The sequence below is a fragment of the Bartonella sp. AP150HLJHH genome (genome assembly GCF_042196385.1).
GTDB lineage: Bacteria > Pseudomonadota > Alphaproteobacteria > Rhizobiales > Rhizobiaceae > Bartonella.
This window is the reverse complement of record NZ_JBHIQC010000002.1, coordinates 41,430-58,236: the sequence shown is the minus strand read 5'-3', so window position 1 is coordinate 58,236 and position 16,807 is coordinate 41,430. Positions and strand designations below refer to the sequence as shown.

Below are 16,807 nucleotides of genomic sequence, written 5' to 3'. Positions count from 1 at the left end.
AAGCTTAAAATAGTGGCAGAAGAAACGATGAATTTTGCAAATACGAAACAATTATTAACTCTTTGGATTGGTGCATTTATTGGGGCTTTCTTTTTGCATGTATTATTGGCAGCACAGTTTTATTTTCAAAGTACTGGTATAAGTAATGGTTTGCTCTCGTCGGAGATTATGCTGACTTTTATGCAAGAAACTGTATATCCGGATGTTGATACAGACTTGCCAGATATTCATAGAGAGTTGGATATTAATACAGAGCAAGAAGTATTACAGTCTGATCTCCTAGAGCAGGAGTCAGAAGGATTGGAATCCGTGGATGAAGTTCAATCGGAAGAACCTCAGCATATAGTAGAACAAGATGACTTAAAGCCTTTGGAAGAACCCCTACCTCAAAAAGTGGAGCATAAAGCGTTTATCAAAAAAACAATACCGATGCCAAAGGCTGTAGTAAAGCGCTCCAATGCAAAGGCGGTACGTTCTTCTTCCATCAACAAGGGCGGCGGGACAGCAGGGCTTGAAGATATGTTGTTAATGGAGTGGTTAGCAAAGGTACAGTCACAATTAGAAAGGCAAAAAAAATATATTGTGGGACAGCGCACCAATCGTACAAAAGGAACGGTGAAGTTAGAATTTATGGTGCATGAGCAGGGGAGTATTTTTTCTAGTCGTGTAGTAGTCTCTGCTGGTGACCCGGAACTTGATCGATTAGCGATGGCAGCCCTTCGACGCGTTGGTTCTTTTCCACCACCACCACCATCAAAAGTGAATAAAACAATTAGAGTATCCCTAATATTTAGCTGATTTTTTATGCGGGGCGCTTTCTTATAATATATTGATTTATAATGATTGTTTATAATTTTAATGAAAGTTCAAATATAATTTATTCGAATTTTTTTGATGTTGAATCAATCAAAACCATCCGCTTACTTATGATACAAGTTGAGGAGGAGCATGGATAAAAAACTTCTAAAAAGCAGTGAATATACTTCTTATGAGTGCTCTAAATGAAAGGGCTTTTGCAACATTGGGAGTTAAGGGATGATAGAGCTATAGCTTTTATTAATTAAAGGTCTAATCGATTTTTATACCATTCGTGAGAGGATTTTCGTAAGTACTTTTCAGATACACCGTTGTGAAATGGACTTAGAAACATTAAAATAAAACAATAATATAAATAAGAAAAACATACTATTTTGGGATGCTCTGTTTTGTGTGAAGGATGTGAGCTTATATGTAAAAATAAGAAAAAAAAGCAAAGCTTCATCTTCATCATTAAAAGATATTGACATATTTAAAAGTCGTAGAACCGAATGAAAAGGGAAGGGGCAGAAGAGAATTGTTTGTCTTTAAGGCTTTCTAACTCAATGAGTCTGTCTTTCTGTTATCAGAGATAATCCAAACGATATATATAATAACGTACTCTTATTTGTTATAGCAATGTTATAAGCAGGAAAAATAGTCTTAAAAGATGCTGTTTCACAAGATTTGAATATTGACTAATAAGCAACAGTAAAAGGATGAGCTATTTGTTTCACTCTTCTCCTATATTTGTAATCTCTATGATATTGTCGTCTATGTTGAGAAGAAATGAATTATTTGTACTACCTGTTGATTTATAATGATAATTCATCATTTTGTATTTAAAATAAAAGACCCAAATAGCGTAGGGTTTCCTCATTTCGAATTTATTAATACTGAATCAATTAAAATTACTTTCTTATACGTCCTAAGAAAGTGGGTATGGTACTATTTAAAAAGGAATAAAAACACTTCTTATCAACGCTTTCAAATGCTATTTGGGAAGTTAAGGCATATTATTTCCGTCGACCAGAAAGCAAGTCGGTTTTTATATCTATTTTCCCAGTGAGTCTTGCTTTGTAGACACCATAATTTTCCATGACACGCATCACGTAATTACGTGTTTCTGTATAAGGAATACGTTCAATCCAATCAATGACGTTATCGAGAGATTGACCTCGAGGATCGCCATAACGTTTTATCCATTCATTGACTCGACGGGGACCCGCATTATAGCCAATAAGAGTTAGTATATAGGATCCATTAAAACGTTCTAATTGTTCATTGAGAAAATGAGCACCTAATGTTGCATTATAATGAGCATCACTGCTAAATTTTTTAGGAGACCATGCGATTGAGTATTTTTTTGCCAGTGCTTTTGCTGTTGTAGGAAGCAATTGGAGTATACCTTGTGCACCTGCTTTTGATATGGCTGTTGGATTAAATTCGCTTTCTTGGCGTGCAATGGCATAGATAAGCGATTTTTCTTCTACAGAAATATTAGCAGAAGCTGGTATAGCTCCCAGAGGATGAGAGAGTGCACCGACATTTTTCCCCTGAAAAACAGCCATTTTTCCAATTTTGAGGCTGGTATAATAGTCTCCATTTTTTTCTGCCATAACAGCCAGAAGAGCTAATTCACCGGGGCTTTCTATTTTTTTTCCGAGCTCTCTATAAAAAATTTTAGCAAAATCAGCATAGCCGGCTGCTTCAAGACGTTGAATTGCTTTGATCGCTTTTCGTGCACTAAAATGTTGTCGCTCAGCGGTTGTTGGTTTGGGAAAGAAAACTTTAAGCTTTTTTTGGTTGAGTCGTGCAGCGGCTAATTGACCATAGTAAGTTGCACCAAAATGAGCTGCGCGATGAAAGTATTGCTGGGCATTTTGATGTTCTTTTAGCGCTTCTGCTGTTCGTCCCATCCAGTAATATCCACGTGATGCATAAAAAGGTAAAGAAGAGAGTTGAGGAATACGTGAAAAATGCTGCATTGCTAATTTAGGGTTATGAAGAAACCGTAGTGCATACCATCCTGCATGAAACTCAGCATCGATGGCTAATGCAGATGTTATACCAGTGTGCATTGCAACGAGTTGATAAGCAATTTTTGGTTTGTTTAAATCGAGCATTTCACGAGAAAGGGCGCGTTGTTCTTTCCACAATGAATGAGGGTTCATAAGGCGAAATGCATCTTTTGATGTTTTCATCATGAGTGCTGCGGCCGCATCATATTGCTCTGTTCGTCGAAGATGGCGTATTCGAGCAAACTGAAAAAGAGGATCTTTTTGCCATGATCTCTCTACAGCTTTTAATTTTTGTGTAGCTCTAGGATCATTTTTTTCAACGGCCACAAAAGCATTAAAAAGAGATTGAGCATGGGCTAATTTTGCAACGCGTGCTGCTGAATCAAAACGATGTGCATACAGCATAAACTGCATGCGTTTCAAATGATCAATAGGTTTTAATGTAGCGCTTGCATTTTTAAGAACAAATACTTCTTCTTTTGCATTAAGCTGTGTTTTATGCCACCATGGCGCAATAACGTGTTGAGCACGAGTGGTTTGTCCCGTTGCGATAAGTGCTTTAGCGAAAAGAGCCATCCCTTGTGCTGTTTGGGGCGGGTGATGAGAAAATTTTTGGATGATTGCGCGTGTGACGTTGGTTTCGTTAAGAAAAGCACGTTCAGCATTGCGTTGCATCGTTTCTATACCTGGCCATCCTTTTAGCATGTTGATTGCATTAAATATTTCAGAACTGGATATATTAGCTTGGTTTGACACCCCCAGCGCCCATGTCAAAATATGACGATCAAGGCTATGTTTTTCCATTGAATTACGAAGATTTATTGTTTTTGCAATATTGTTGTTTGCTAGTGCATCTAGCCCAGTTTTCAGTTGCTGAAGTGTAGCAGTATTGTGTGATGTTGTGTGTGTCTGTTGAAGAGATTCTTGAGCTTCTTTTGCGGTAAAGGGAGTAGGGCGAACCAAAGGGATTGGTACTTTCCCTTGCAAAAGGGGTGTTTGCGCGTATGCACTTGAAAATAAAATTCTTATTGCCAGTATAAGTGCAGTAAAGGTTGATACGAAAAGAGAGGTGGAAAATACACGCATAGAGAAAAGACCTTGAGACCTTGCTTTTTGTAAAAACTTAAGGATTTATAGAACACAAGCATGAAAAACGCGTTAATATAGACGGCTTATTTTAAAGAAATGTTCAACATTTAAGGAGGGACATTTTCATCTTATGGGGGCTTTTTTTGAAATTCATCTTGCTTCAATGATAGAGCAAGATTATGCTCTATTTAAAATTTATAAAAGGCGATTATTAAAAAAATAAAAGCAAACATTATAGGGAGTTTGTCATGCTCAAGGGAGCTATAACTGCGCTTATCACACCGTTTGATAACAAGGGCGCAATTGATGAGAAGGCGTTTTGTGATTTTGTTGAATGGCAGATCACACAAGGGATTAACGGTGTAAGCCCTGTTGGGACAACAGGTGAATCAGCAACGTTAAGTCATGAAGAACATAAGCGGATTATAGAATTGTGTGTTGAGCAGGTTGCAAAGCGTGTTCCTGTTGTTGCTGGAGCGGGATCAAATAGCACAAGCGAGGCTGTAGAGCTTGCACAATACGCGCAAAAAGCTGGCGCAGATGCAGTTTTGGTTGTCACTCCCTATTATAATAGACCAAATCAATCTGGCTTATATAAGCATTTTTCTTCCATTGCCAAAGCTGTTTCTATTCCGATTATAATTTATAATATTCCTGGTCGTTCTATTATCGATATGGCTGTAGAAACGATGAAAGACCTTTATCAAGATTTTAACAATATCATTGGTGTTAAGGATGCAACGAGCAGAATTGAGCGCGTTAGTGAACAAAGTGAAAAGTGTGGAAAAGATTTTGTGCAGCTTTCCGGTGATGATTGTACGGCGTTAGGTTTTAATGCACATGGAGGTATGGGGTGTATTTCAGTTTCCTCCAATGTTGCTCCAAAGCTTTGTGCTGAACTTCAAGCCTCTTGTTTTCGTGGTGATTATAAAACAGCACGAGAATTAAATGATCGCTTGATGCCTCTTAATCGTGCTGTGTTTATTGAACCTAGTCCAGCAGGTATTAAATATGCTGCTGCAAAATTAGGATTTTGTGGTGATACTGTGCGTTCTCCTATTGTTCCATTAACAGAAAGAACAAAGAAGATTATTGATGCAGCCCTCAGTCATGCTGGTCTTTTAAAAGCATAAAATGATATTGACAAAGCCATGAATAAAAAAAAGAACGCGCCCGTACGGAAAATAATTGCTGACAATCGTAAAGCACGTTTTAATTTTGAAATCCTTAATAATCTCGAGGCTGGTCTTGTCCTTCAGGGAGCGGAAGTGAAGTCCTTACGTTCTAATCATGCCAATATTGCTGAAAGCTATGCGAGTTTTGAGAATGGGGAATTATGGTTAGTAAACAGCTATATTCCTGAATATACGCAGGCTAATCGTTTTAATCATGAACCACGACGTTTGCGCAAATTATTACTTTCAAAACGTGAGATGGCACGTTTTTTTAATGCAACGTCTCGTGAAGGAATGACACTTGTTCCTCTCAAACTTTATTTTAATGAACGAGGGCGCGTTAAGTTGGAGATCGCTCTAGCGCGGGGGAAAAAGCTTCATGATAAGCGCGAAACGGAAAAAAAACGTGATTGGGGACGTGAGAAAGCAAGACTTTTAAAAAGGTATGGCTAATGGATGCGATCTAGATATTCTTTATTCATAGCGCTGTTTAAAACAGTTTTAGCATTGATCTAAGTATGTTTTTGCTGCTTGAAAGATTTGATGAAACATGGCGTCTGTCAAACGTCCAGTATTTGTATTATAACGAGAACAGTGATAGCTCGAAAAGATGCGTAATCTGCCGATGTTATTGATTTCGCCGTGTCCAAAAGGGTGAGCTAAAACTTTTGCATTAAGGGCACGTATCGTTGAATGGTGCGCAATGGTGCCTAAGGTAATAACGGCTTTAAGTTTGGGAAGATTTGTTAAAAGAGGTGAGAAGAAATAGCGGCACGTGTTAATTTCTGCACCGGTGGGTTTATTTTCTGGTGGAACACAACGAACAGAGTTAACAATTGCTGCATCAATAAGTTCAAGAGTATCGTCTGCTCTTTCTTCAAAGGTTCCTTGGGCAAAACCAAACTTTTTTAAAGTTGAATAAAGTAAGTGCCCAGCATAATCACCAGTAAATGGACGTCCAGTTCGATTTGCTCCGCGTAATCCAGGAGCAAGCCCAACAATAAGAAGGCGTGTTGTATCTGGCCCTTTATAAGGAAAGAATGGGCGCACCGGTGCGTTATACCAACTTGGTTCTTTTACACGCCAGCCAGCGATAAATTGATGAAGCCTCGGACATAAATTGCAATTTTGGGGTGGTTCTGGGCACAGTGATGTTAATTGGCTATTCATGGTGTTAGGCATCAATCGTTTTTCTATTTTGTGAGTCTTTATATAGCGTATATGACGGGTTATGTTTTGATAAACAATCTATAATGAATATAAATAAACTTTTTTAGAAGAAAGTTTAATATAAACTTATTGCTCATTATTGTGTAAAGAGAGGTCATCTTTCAGTAATTTATTCGATGAATAAGAGTGCGATACACATGATGTTCAAAGAAAAAAGTTTTCTCTTTAGATAAAGATATTATCATAAAAAGTATGTATAAGACTGCTGTTATTGCAAAGGGTTTAAACAGCAGGTATTCCTTTTAAAAGGATAAGGACTCCAGACAAGTCTTTTGTCAAGAAAGACCTCCCTTTGTTTGAAGTCAATCTATTGGAATGCTTTTAAAAGAAATTTTGATAACGAGCATGAATAGGTTATACATTTTTAAATTTTCCAAGAATTTTTTTAAATAAGTTCTTTAATCAAAAAATATAAAAGTTTGTGTTGTTTTTCTTGTGTTTTATTTTGATTATTGTATATACTCCTTTATCCGCTATTAAATTTTTTTATTTGAGAAAGAGGCATAAATGGCCCGCGTAACGGTAGAAGATTGTATTGATAAAGTTGACAACCGCTTTGAATTGGTACTTTTAGCAGGTCATCGGGCGCGTCAGATTTCACAAGGAGCGCAGATTACGGTTGATCGTGATAATGATAAAAATCCAGTTGTTGCTTTGCGTGAAATAGCAGAAGAAACATTGTCGCCTGCTGATTTAAAGGAAGACCTTATTCATTCGTTGCAAAAGCATGTGGAAGTAGATGAGCCAGAAATGGCAAGTGAATTTATTACCCATTCAGGTGAAGCTGAAAGTGTTTTTAATACGTCGTCGCAAGAAGAAGGTACTTCATTTGATCATATGTCAGAAGAAGAGCTTTTAGCGGGTATTGAAGGTTTGGTTGTTCCAGAAAAAAGTGACGATTATTAATTGCAGCAATTTATGTTACAGGAGTAAAGATACCTTGTCATGTAAGGAGCAATTATTTTTCTTGTCTTTTATTGATAGGACATGTTCAATAAAGATTAGAGGTGTGAAAAGATAAAGGATATGCTCGTATGATGCGTCAGTGTGAGCTTGTTGGACGTGTTCAACGTTACAAGTCTGACGTAGATGAGGCTCTTTTAAACAGGGCCTATGATTATGCAATGAAAAAGCATGCACATCAAAAGCGTGCATCAGGTGATCTTTATTTTTCTCATCCTTTAGAAGTTGCTGCTATTTTGACAGATATGCGGTTGGACGAGGCAACGATTGCTGTTGCTCTTTTGCATGATACAATTGAAGATACAAGCGCTACACGAGCAGAAATTGATCAGCTTTTTGGTTCTGAAATTGGGAAGTTGGTTGAAGGGCTTACAAAGCTTAATAAGCTTGATCTTGTATCAAAGAAAGCCGTACAAGCAGAAAATCTTCGTAAACTTCTTATTGCTATTTCTGATGATGTTCGTGTTCTTTTAGTCAAACTTGCTGATCGTCTTCATAATATGCGTACCCTTGGTGTTATGCGTGATGATAAACGTCGGCGAATTGCTGAAGAGACGATGGATATCTATGCGCCACTTGCAGGTCGTATGGGTATGCAGGATATGCGTGAGGAATTAGAGGATCTCTCTTTCTTTTATTTAAATCCAGAAGGTTATCGTACGATTACCAATCGACTTTCTGAATTATTGAAACACAACCGTGATTTGCTTTCCACAATTGAAAATGAATTGACAAAACTTTTTTTGGAAAATGGCATTAAAGCAGATGTTAAAAGCCGTCAGAAAAAATCTTATTCAGTTTTTCGCAAAATGGAAAGTAAAGCATTATCTTTTGAACAATTATCGGATATTTTTGGATTTCGTGTGATTGTTGAGTCCGTGAATGATTGTTATCGTGCTCTTGGTGTCATTCATACGACATGGCCAATGGTTCCTGGTCGTTTCAAAGATTATATCTCTATACCAAAGCAAAATGATTATCGTTCTATTCATACAACAATTGTTGGCCCTTCAAGACAACGTGTTGAGTTGCAAATTAGAACGGCTGCTATGGATGAAGTTGCTGAATATGGGGTTGCTGCTCATTCCATCTATAAAGAGCATGGTTCCAATTATTCGACTGTGAAGTTATCAAGTGAAACGAATGCCTATGCATGGTTGCGTCAAACGATACAATCTTTGTCTGATGGAGATAATCCAGAAGAGTTTTTAGAACATACAAAACTTGAGCTTTTTCAAGACCAAGTTTTTTGTTTTACGCCGAAAGGTCGATTAATTGCTTTTCCTAAAGGAGCTACGCCTATTGATTTTGCTTATGCCGTCCATACAGACATCGGTGATTCTTGTGTGGGTGTAAAAATCAATGGTCGTATTATGCCTTTAATGACCAAATTAAAAAATGGTGATGAGGTTGATATTATTCGCTCACACGCTCAAATTCCGCCAGCAGCATGGGAATTTCTTGTTGTCACGGGTAAAGCACGTTCAGCTATTCGACGAGCAAGTCGTGCAGCGGTACGTAAACAATATTCGGGTTTAGGATATCGTATTCTCGAGCGTTCATTTGAATATATGGGAAAGCAATTTTCAAAAGACCTTTTGAAGAAAGTTTTGCCACGTTTAGCACGTAAAGATGTAGAGGATGTATTGGCTGCTGTTGGGCGTGGAGAGCTGTTTTCCGCTGATGTGATTAAAGCGGTTTATCCTGATTATCAAGATCACCGTGTGGTACAAAAGTCATCTTTTAGGCCTGGGGAAGAAGGTTGGTTTAATATTGAAAATGCTCAAGGTATGATTTTTAAAGTTCCAGAAAATGAAAAGAATGCAAAGGTCGAGAATCATCAATCTAAAGCATTGCCTATTAGAGGAACCCGTGGAGATATACCCGTACGTTTTTCACCGGAAGGAGCAGTACCTGGAGATCGGATTGTTGGTATTATGCAGCCAGGAGCTGGGATCGTTATTTATCCAATACAGTCTTCAGCTTTGATGGCGTATGATGATCAGCCAGAACGATGGATTGATGTCCGCTGGGATATTGATGCCCAAATGAATGAACGTTTTCCTGCACGGATGGATATTTTAGTTGTAAATAGTCCAGGTTCTCTGGCTGAAATTACACAAATAATTTCTGCTAACGATGCCAATATCCAAAATTTATCTTTTATCCGTACAGCACCAGATTTTACAGAAATTATGATTGATTTGGAAGTGTGGGATTTAAAACATTTGAATCGTATTTTTTCTCAGTTAAAAAAGGCAGGTTCAGTAAGTACAGTACGGCGGGTTCATGGATAAAAAGAAAGATTTTGCAATGAAGACACAAGATGTCATTGATATTTTTAAACAAGCAGATGCTATTCTAGAAGGGCATTTTATTTTAACATCGGGGCGCCATAGTGCGACTTATATGCAAAAAGCGAAAGTATTCATGCATGCTGACTTGACGGAAAAGTTATGTCGTGGATTGGCTGAAAAAATCAAAAAATCTATCGAGGGAAAAATTGACTATGTTGTTGGTCCCGCAATTGGCGGTCTTATTCCTTCCTATGAAACTTCACGTCACCTTGGTGTTCCTTCTCTTTGGGTAGAGCGTGTAAATGGCATCTTTGAATTGCGTCGTTTTGAAATCAAGAAGGGTGCACGGATTGTTATTGTTGAAGATATTGTAACAACGGGTCTTTCCATTCGTGAGACTGTTGAAGCGCTTGTTGCAGCAGGAGCAGAGGTATTGGCTAGTGCATGTATCCTTGATCGTTCTGGTGGTAAGGTCAATGTTGGAGTTCCATTGATTGCGCTTGCTGAATACGAGATAACCTCTTATGCTAGTGATGCACTTCCTGCAGAGCTTTCTGTTCTTCCCGCGATTAAACCAGGCAGTCGAAATATTTAATTGTCGTTATATTTTTTTTGTGCAAAAGCTTAAAAAGATTAATTTGGATGATATAGATTATTTCATCATCAAAAGATGTATATTGAGAGTCATATGCTTTTTCGTCGTCGAGAACCAATAGATTTTGTAACGCGTATTCGACTTTGGTTATGGCCACGTCGTTCATTTTCTCGCTCATTTTGCTACATACATAAACGTATTTTGCGTATATCAGCAACACCGCATGAAGTAGCATTAGGGGTTGCTGTTGGCGTTTTTTTAGCTTGTTCACCTTTCTTTGGGCTGCATATTATTTTGGCAATATTTTTTTCTTGGCTTTTGCGTGCAAACTTTGCTGCCGCAATCATTGGGACAATTTTTTCTAATCCACTCACATTTTTATTGATTGTCATGGCTGATTATAAAGTAGGGTATTTTTGTTTATCACTTTTTAGCGATGTCAAAGAGATTTCTCTTTCGCAAATTCGTGCTCTATTTAATGGTTTGACATTGTCAAATCTCTCTCTCCTCTTTAAAGGCGCATGGGACACAATTATGAGTCCTATGATTTTAGGGGGAACTCTTTTAGGTATTGTTTTTGGTGGTTTATCTTATATAGGTGTTTACAGAGCAACGGTTCGTTTTAAACAAAAGCGATACCAAAAGATTATAAAAAAAAGGCGTTTAAAGAAGCGCTCATCGCCTGTATTAAAACAGAAATAAATTTAAGAAAGATCGGGTAATATCTTATGATTATTGGTCTTGGAAATGATCTGGTTGATATACGACGTATTGAGAAAATGTTGGTTCGTTATGGTGAGCATTTTATCGAACGTATTTTTACGGATATTGAAAGAAATAGATCTGAAAATCTCAAAAAAAGCTCCTCTTCTTATGCAAAAAGATTTGCTGCTAAAGAAGCATGTGCTAAAGCCTTAGGAACGGGAATCGCTTGTGGTATCAATTGGAAAGACATGGGGGTAGTTAATTTGCCGTCTGGTAAACCAATAATGCAATTAACAAATCGTGCGCAAATACAACTTCAAAAGTTATTACCTCCTCATCATGATGCAGTTATTCATCTTAGTATAACAGATGATTTTCCTTGGGCGCAGGCATTTATTATTATCGAAGCACTTCCACGTGGATAGATGGCATGAGAGATTGTGCTTTTGTTATTTGAATATTATGATGAAAAAAATTATATCTGTGATGAGAAGGCAGTTGGTGATGATCCAAAAAGATAAAGTGCATAAAAAAGAAAAAAAAGGTGGGATTCGTGAATTTATTTCTGTTTTAATACAGGCTTTGCTTTTAGCAGCGTTTATTCGGACACTTTTTTTCCAGCCGTTTAGTATTCCTTCCGGTTCAATGCGTCCTACTTTGTTGGTGGGAGATTATCTGTTTGTTTCTAAGTATGCATATGGGTATTCTCGTTTTTCCATCCCTTTTTCTCCTCCTCTTTTTTCTGGACGGATTTGGGCATCTCAACCTCAACGTGGAGATGTGGTCGTTTTTCGCTTACCAAGTAATCCGAAGATTGATTATATAAAACGCGTTGTTGGGCTACCAGGTGATCGTATACAAGTCCGTCAAAGTGTCCTTTATATTAATGATGAGGCTGTTTCACGTCACTTTATGGGGGAGATTGATAATTCTGATATAACAGAGGTTAACTATCCTGTTGAGGTTTATCGCGAGACAATGCCTAACGGTGTCAGTTATGATACACTTGATTTAGCTTTCATCCCGAAAGTTGATGATACAGAAGTCTTTGAAGTTCCTCAAGGACATTACTTTATGATGGGAGATAACCGCGACAATTCAGATGATAGTCGTTTAGATGTAGGCTATGTTCCAGAAGAAAATCTTATTGGTCGCGCGAGCGTGATTTTCTTTTCTATCAGTAATGGTTCAAGTGCTTGGCAGATTTGGCGCTGGCCATTTGATGTGCGTTGGAAACGTTTGTTTTCTTTCATAAATACGGTTCATGATTTGCCGCTTATCAAGCAAGGAAGCAACGATGAAACGTCTCATGATTGATCAGCTTTTCAAGCTGACGGGGCATCGTTTTAAAGATGAAGAGAGGTTAAAGAAGGCATTAACACACTCGAGTGTACAAGATTCGGAACAGGGGAATTATGAACGACTAGAGTTTCTAGGGGATCGGGTTTTAGGGCTTTTGATTGCAGAGATGCTGTATCAACTTTTTCCTCAGGCAAGTGAAGGTGAATTATCAGTTCGTTTAAATCATCTGGTCAATGCACAGACATGTGCTGATATTGCGCGTGAAATGAGGCTTCCTGATATGATCCGTGTTGGTTTTGAGATGAAAAATTTTGAGGGACGTCGACTTATCAACATGCATGCAGATGTCGTGGAAGCTTTGATTGCAGTAATATATCTCGATGGAGGATTGGAAAGCGTTCGCCCTTTTATTCAAAAATATTGGCAAAGTCGGGCAAAGAAAATGGATGCTGGTCGACGTGATGCCAAGACAGAATTACAGGAATGGGCGCATATCCAAGGCAATGCACAACCACATTATCAGGTTATAAAACGTTCAGGTCCAGATCACGATCCTGTTTTTATGGTAGAGGTCAGTATTTCTGGGTTTGCTTCAGAGATTGGGCAGGGAAGCTCCAAAAGATATGCTGAAAGAATGGCAGCTGAAAAAATTTTGCGACGAGAGGGTGTATGGAAAACAGTAGGAAAAAATGATCATGAGTGACGTTATGAAAACGCGTTCTGGGTTTGTTGTGCTTATTGGGATGCCTAATGCCGGTAAATCGACATTGGTTAATCAATTGGTTGGAACAAAGGTTTCAATTGTAACACATAAGGTACAAACAACACGAACTTTAATCCGCGGTATTGTCATTCATGATGATGTGCAAATTGTGTTGGTCGATACACCGGGTGTTTTTCGTCCCCATAAGCGCTTAGAACGAGCCATGGTCTCTGCTGCTTGGGGAGGGGCTAAGAGCGCTGATGTTCTACTCGTTTTAATTGACGCTCAAAGTGGTCTTTCGGATGAAGTTGATATGATGTTAGATATTGTAAACAATATGAAACAAGAAAAAGTTCTTGTTCTTAATAAGGTTGATACAGTTGTTAAATCATCTCTTCTAGCGTTAACCACTAAAATAAATGAACGTGTAAAGTTTGCGCAAACATTTATGATTTCTGCTCTAAACGGTTCTGGTTGCAAGGATTTACTTCATGCGTTGAGTAACATGATGCAGGAAGGGCCATGGTATTATCCGGAAGATCAAATTTCTGATATGCCTATGCGTCATCTTGCTGCTGAAATTACGCGTGAAAAACTTTTTCTTCGTCTTCATGATGAACTTCCTTATTCCTCAATGGTTGAAACAGAAAACTGGGAAGAGCGTTCAGATGGTTCCGTTAAAATTAATCAAGTTATTTATGTCGAGCGTGAGAGTCAGAAAAAAATTGTCTTAGGAGCAAAAGGCGATACAATTAAAGCGATTGGTCAAGCAGCACGTAAAGAACTCATGGAAATTATGGATCAAAAGGTTCATCTTTTTCTCTTTGTGAAAGTGCGCGATAATTGGGATACTGATCCAGAACGTTATCGCGAAATGGGATTGGATTTTTTAAAATAAGATTTTTAAAAATAATTAAAGTAAAATGAAGTGGAAAGAACAAGCCGTTATTCTTGGTACACGCCAATATGGTGAAACAAGTGTTATTCTTGAGATTATGACACGTGAACATGGTCGTTATATGGGAGTGGTAAAAGGGGGGCGGTCGCGTCGTATGGCAGCTCTTCTTCAACCTGGAAATTTTGTGGAGGCTGAATGGTGGGCTCGTTTAGACGAACATTTGGGACTTTTTCGGCTTGAAGCTCTTGATTTACATGCGGCACGATTAATCTGTCTACCAGAAGCACTTTATGCTTTGCAATTGATAGCTTTTCATTTGCGGCTTCTTCCCGAACGTGATCCGCACCCCATTTTATATGATATTTTACACCTTTTTATGCAGAATTTTGATGAACCATTTGTAAATGCAGAATTGCTTGTACGTTTTGAAATGCTGCTTCTTGAAGAACTTGGTTTTGGTCTTGATTTATCTTGTTGTGCTGCAACAGGTCGTCAGGAAAGGCTTCATTACGTATCACCAAAATCTGGTCGGGCTGTCTGTGAAGAAGCAGGAGAACCTTGGAAAAAAAAGCTTCTCATTCTACCACAGTTTCTTGTACAAAGAACGACTCGTCCTGCTGATTTTAGTGATATAATAAATGGTTTTATACTGACGGGTTTTTTTCTTATGCGTCATGTCTGGGAGCCACGAGATATAAAGCAGCCGTCAGTGCGCATGAATTTGATACAATTGTTTGAGCGCCAATTTGGTGTACAGGCATTAATTTGTTGATCTGATGATAATTGAATGGGAAAATGAGAATTTTAAAGACAATTGCTGAAGTTCGCCAATATACTTCAGAGGAACGACGTTTAGGTTTTTCGATTGGTTTTGTTCCAACAATGGGGGCATTGCATGATGGTCATCTTGCATTAGTACAGTATGCAAGAGCAATGTGTGATCGCGTAGTGGTTTCTATTTTTGTCAATCCAAAGCAATTTGGACCTCATGAAGATTTTTCTCAATATCCAAGAGATTTGAAAGGCGATTGTGCTTTGTTAAAAGAAGCAGGTGTTGAATGTGTTTTTGCTCCTTCTGTCGATGAAATGTGGCCACTAGGAAATGATACAATTGTGCAAGTGAAAAAATTATCACGTATTTTGATGGGAAAATTACGTCCGGGGCACTTTTGTGGTGTAACAAGCGTTGTTGCTAAACTTTTTAACATTGTCCAAGCAGATAAGGCTTTTTTTGGGGAAAAAGATTTTCAACAAATTTTAATTATTCGGCGTATGGTTGAAGATTTGGCTTTTCCTATTGAAATCGTTGGAGTTCCTATTCTACGGGAGTCAGATGGTGTAGCTTGTTCTTCACGCAATCAGCTTTTAACATTAGAAGATCGTAAAGCTGCCAAAATTATTCCTGAAAGTGGAAAAGCTGCTGAAAAGCTTTATCATGAAGGTGAACGGTCGGTTGATAAATTATGCAAAACTGTTCGTGATATTTTACAACAAGAAACGCGTGCAATCATTGAAGCGATAGATTTACGGGATATGGAAACTTTATGCGTGGTTAAAGGAACATTGAATAAACCGGCGGTTTTACTCCTTACTGTCCGTTTTGGTGAGGTAAGGCTGATTGATCAATATATATTGCAAGAGAAGGGTGGAAAATGAGTGTACATAAAACCGTAAAGCGTATAACATCTTCCGAAATACGTGCACGAAAGGGACAACAGCCAATTGTTTCTTTAACAGCTTATCAAGCTTATACTGCGCGGATTGCTGATCCATATTGCGATATCCTTTTGGTTGGTGATAGCGTTGGGATGGTTGTGTATGGGTTTGAGACAACGCTTCCTGTTAATTTAGATATGATGATTTTACACGGGAAAGCCGTGGTGCGTGGATCTCAAAAAGCTCTTGTTGTTATTGATATGCCTTTTGGATCTTATGAGGAAAGTCCAGAACAAGCTTTTTTAAATGCATCGCGCATTCTTGCACAAACGGGGTGTGGTGCAGTTAAGCTTGAAGGTGGCGTTTATATAGCCCAAACAATAGATTTTTTGTGTAAACGTGGCATTCCAGTGATGGGGCACATTGGTCTTACACCCCAAGCAATGAATCGTTTTGGTGGTTTTAAAACACAAGGACGCAAGGAGAATGATTGGCAAAGAATTGAAGCAGATGGAGCAGCGATTGAAGAGGCAGGTGCTTTTGCTGTTGTTTTAGAAGCAATGGTTGAACCTTTAGCGGTGAAACTGACAGATAAGCTTTCTATCCCTACGATCGGTATAGGGGCGTCCAATCAATGTGATGGGCAAGTATTGGTTATGGAAGATATGTTGGGCTATGGTTCTCATGTGCCAAAATTTGTACGCCGTTATGGAGACCTTGAACAAGCGATGGAAACTGCAATAAAGAATTATGCAGAGGATGTCACATCTCGCGCTTTCCCAGCGGATAATGAAGTTTATAAACTAAAATAAACTTCAGTTTAAGATGAAAGGTTTGACAAGAGAACATTTTTTATTTTGATAATGAATGTGCATTATTTAATATATTTTGTATGCAATTTGAACTGTGCTTTTTTCCATTTCTTTAATGAAGTCACGCCTCTCATGCAAAACAGAACGCCATTGGGTCGCTAATTCACGTGCTTTTTTAAAGAAAGCTTTCTTAAGGTACCCAACCTATTTCGCGACGGCGTTCGTGAATAGTATAGTGGTAAGTCCCTTATAAAGTTTATAAAATTTATAGAGTACTCCCGTCTTTACGCTTCATAAGAGAGCAAGCCGGCATCATCACACACTTTGCCAATTTTCAATGCTGCGACAGCGCTTAGCACTTGAGATGGTTCATAAGGAGCATTTTAACTCTTTCTTTAAAAAATTTTACCCACACGCCAGACCCGCTTGTGGTGTGCAAGAGAATGATTTTGATTGATTCAATATAAACAGATTTGAAATGAGTGAAGCTTACGATATTAGGAGCTCTCATTCAAAATGAAAAAACAATGAATTATTATTATAAGTCAGTGTGATGATTCTGTAAT

General features: G+C 38.2%; 16 protein-coding genes and 1 pseudogene. 14 read left to right on the top strand and 3 right to left on the bottom strand.

From position 1 onward, the window contains the following. Positions 1–27: 27 nt before the first annotated feature. Complete coding sequence (locus ACFING_RS01505) at positions 28–798, top strand: energy transducer TonB (protein ID WP_375629617.1); 771 nt, start codon at positions 28–30, stop codon at positions 796–798. 1,013 nt (positions 799–1,811) lie between these two features. Here ACFING_RS01505 and ACFING_RS01500 read toward each other — a convergent pair. Continuing rightward, a complete protein-coding gene (locus tag ACFING_RS01500) occupies positions 1,812–3,902 on the bottom strand; it encodes a lytic transglycosylase domain-containing protein (protein ID WP_375620714.1) in 2,091 nt (696 codons plus the stop codon). Between the two features lie 251 nt (positions 3,903–4,153). Here ACFING_RS01500 and dapA point away from each other — a divergent pair, with 251 nt between their 5' ends. Together dapA and smpB are read left to right on the top strand one after the other, a co-directional pair. Continuing rightward, a complete protein-coding gene (gene dapA, locus ACFING_RS01495) occupies positions 4,154–5,038 on the top strand; it encodes a 4-hydroxy-tetrahydrodipicolinate synthase (protein ID WP_375629370.1) in 885 nt (294 codons plus the stop codon). 18 nt (positions 5,039–5,056) lie between these two features. Next, positions 5,057–5,533: an SsrA-binding protein SmpB gene (smpB, locus tag ACFING_RS01490; RefSeq protein WP_012231306.1), complete on the top strand. Its 477-nt coding sequence runs from the start codon at positions 5,057–5,059 to the stop codon at positions 5,531–5,533. A gap of 48 nt (positions 5,534–5,581) precedes the next feature. Here the strand turns inward: smpB and ACFING_RS01485 are convergent, their stop codons facing one another. Beyond that, positions 5,582–6,250, bottom strand: coding sequence for a uracil-DNA glycosylase (locus ACFING_RS01485; RefSeq protein WP_375620809.1), 669 nt, complete (start codon positions 6,248–6,250; stop codon positions 5,582–5,584). Between the two features lie 567 nt (positions 6,251–6,817). On the opposite strand from ACFING_RS01485, the gene rpoZ reads away from it, so the two are divergent. The 11 genes from rpoZ to panB all read left to right on the top strand — a co-directional run bounded on the left by rpoZ (position 6,818) and on the right by panB (position 16,241). Continuing rightward, the gene (gene rpoZ / locus ACFING_RS01480) at positions 6,818–7,216 is read left to right on the top strand and encodes a DNA-directed RNA polymerase subunit omega (protein WP_273791104.1); all 399 of its coding nucleotides are present in this window, start codon (positions 6,818–6,820) and stop codon (positions 7,214–7,216) included. A 128-nt stretch (positions 7,217–7,344) separates the two neighbouring features. Beyond that, positions 7,345–9,570: a RelA/SpoT family protein gene (locus ACFING_RS01475; protein ID WP_375620716.1), complete on the top strand. Its 2,226-nt coding sequence runs from the start codon at positions 7,345–7,347 to the stop codon at positions 9,568–9,570. Between the two features lie 16 nt (positions 9,571–9,586). Further along, positions 9,587–10,165 (top strand): orotate phosphoribosyltransferase, encoded by a 579-nt coding sequence (gene pyrE / locus ACFING_RS01470; protein WP_375620810.1) that lies wholly within the window; start codon positions 9,587–9,589, stop codon positions 10,163–10,165. A gap of 93 nt (positions 10,166–10,258) precedes the next feature. Then, on the top strand, positions 10,259–10,867 hold the full coding sequence (locus tag ACFING_RS01465) for a DUF2062 domain-containing protein (protein WP_375610146.1): 609 nt from the start codon (positions 10,259–10,261) through the stop codon (positions 10,865–10,867). 26 nt (positions 10,868–10,893) lie between these two features. Further along, positions 10,894–11,295 (top strand): holo-ACP synthase, encoded by a 402-nt coding sequence (gene acpS / locus ACFING_RS01460; protein WP_375620717.1) that lies wholly within the window; start codon positions 10,894–10,896, stop codon positions 11,293–11,295. Positions 11,296–11,374: 79 nt separating this feature from the next. After that, the gene (gene lepB, locus ACFING_RS01455; RefSeq protein ID WP_375629367.1) at positions 11,375–12,187 is read left to right on the top strand and encodes a signal peptidase I; all 813 of its coding nucleotides are present in this window, start codon (positions 11,375–11,377) and stop codon (positions 12,185–12,187) included. After that, positions 12,168–12,875, top strand: coding sequence for a ribonuclease III (gene rnc, locus ACFING_RS01450; RefSeq protein WP_375612949.1), 708 nt, complete (start codon positions 12,168–12,170; stop codon positions 12,873–12,875). The genes lepB and rnc overlap by 20 nt, the downstream gene beginning before the upstream one ends. Continuing rightward, positions 12,868–13,773, top strand: a complete 906-nt coding sequence (gene era, locus ACFING_RS01445) for a GTPase Era (protein WP_375629364.1) — start codon at positions 12,868–12,870, stop codon at positions 13,771–13,773. Before rnc ends, era begins: the two co-directional genes overlap by 8 nt. 25 nt (positions 13,774–13,798) lie before the next feature. Continuing rightward, positions 13,799–14,545, top strand: coding sequence for a DNA repair protein RecO (recO, locus tag ACFING_RS01440; protein WP_375620720.1), 747 nt, complete (start codon positions 13,799–13,801; stop codon positions 14,543–14,545). Positions 14,546–14,568: 23 nt separating this feature from the next. Beyond that, positions 14,569–15,429, top strand: coding sequence for a pantoate--beta-alanine ligase (gene panC / locus ACFING_RS01435; protein WP_375620721.1), 861 nt, complete (start codon positions 14,569–14,571; stop codon positions 15,427–15,429). After that, positions 15,426–16,241: a 3-methyl-2-oxobutanoate hydroxymethyltransferase gene (gene panB, locus ACFING_RS01430; protein WP_375620722.1), complete on the top strand. Its 816-nt coding sequence runs from the start codon at positions 15,426–15,428 to the stop codon at positions 16,239–16,241. Before panC ends, panB begins: the two co-directional genes overlap by 4 nt. 99 nt (positions 16,242–16,340) lie before the next feature. Here the strand turns inward: panB and ACFING_RS01425 are convergent. Continuing rightward, positions 16,341–16,482, bottom strand: a pseudogene (locus tag ACFING_RS01425) (integrase); the annotation flags it as partial. Between the last annotated feature and the right edge of the window lie 325 nt (positions 16,483–16,807).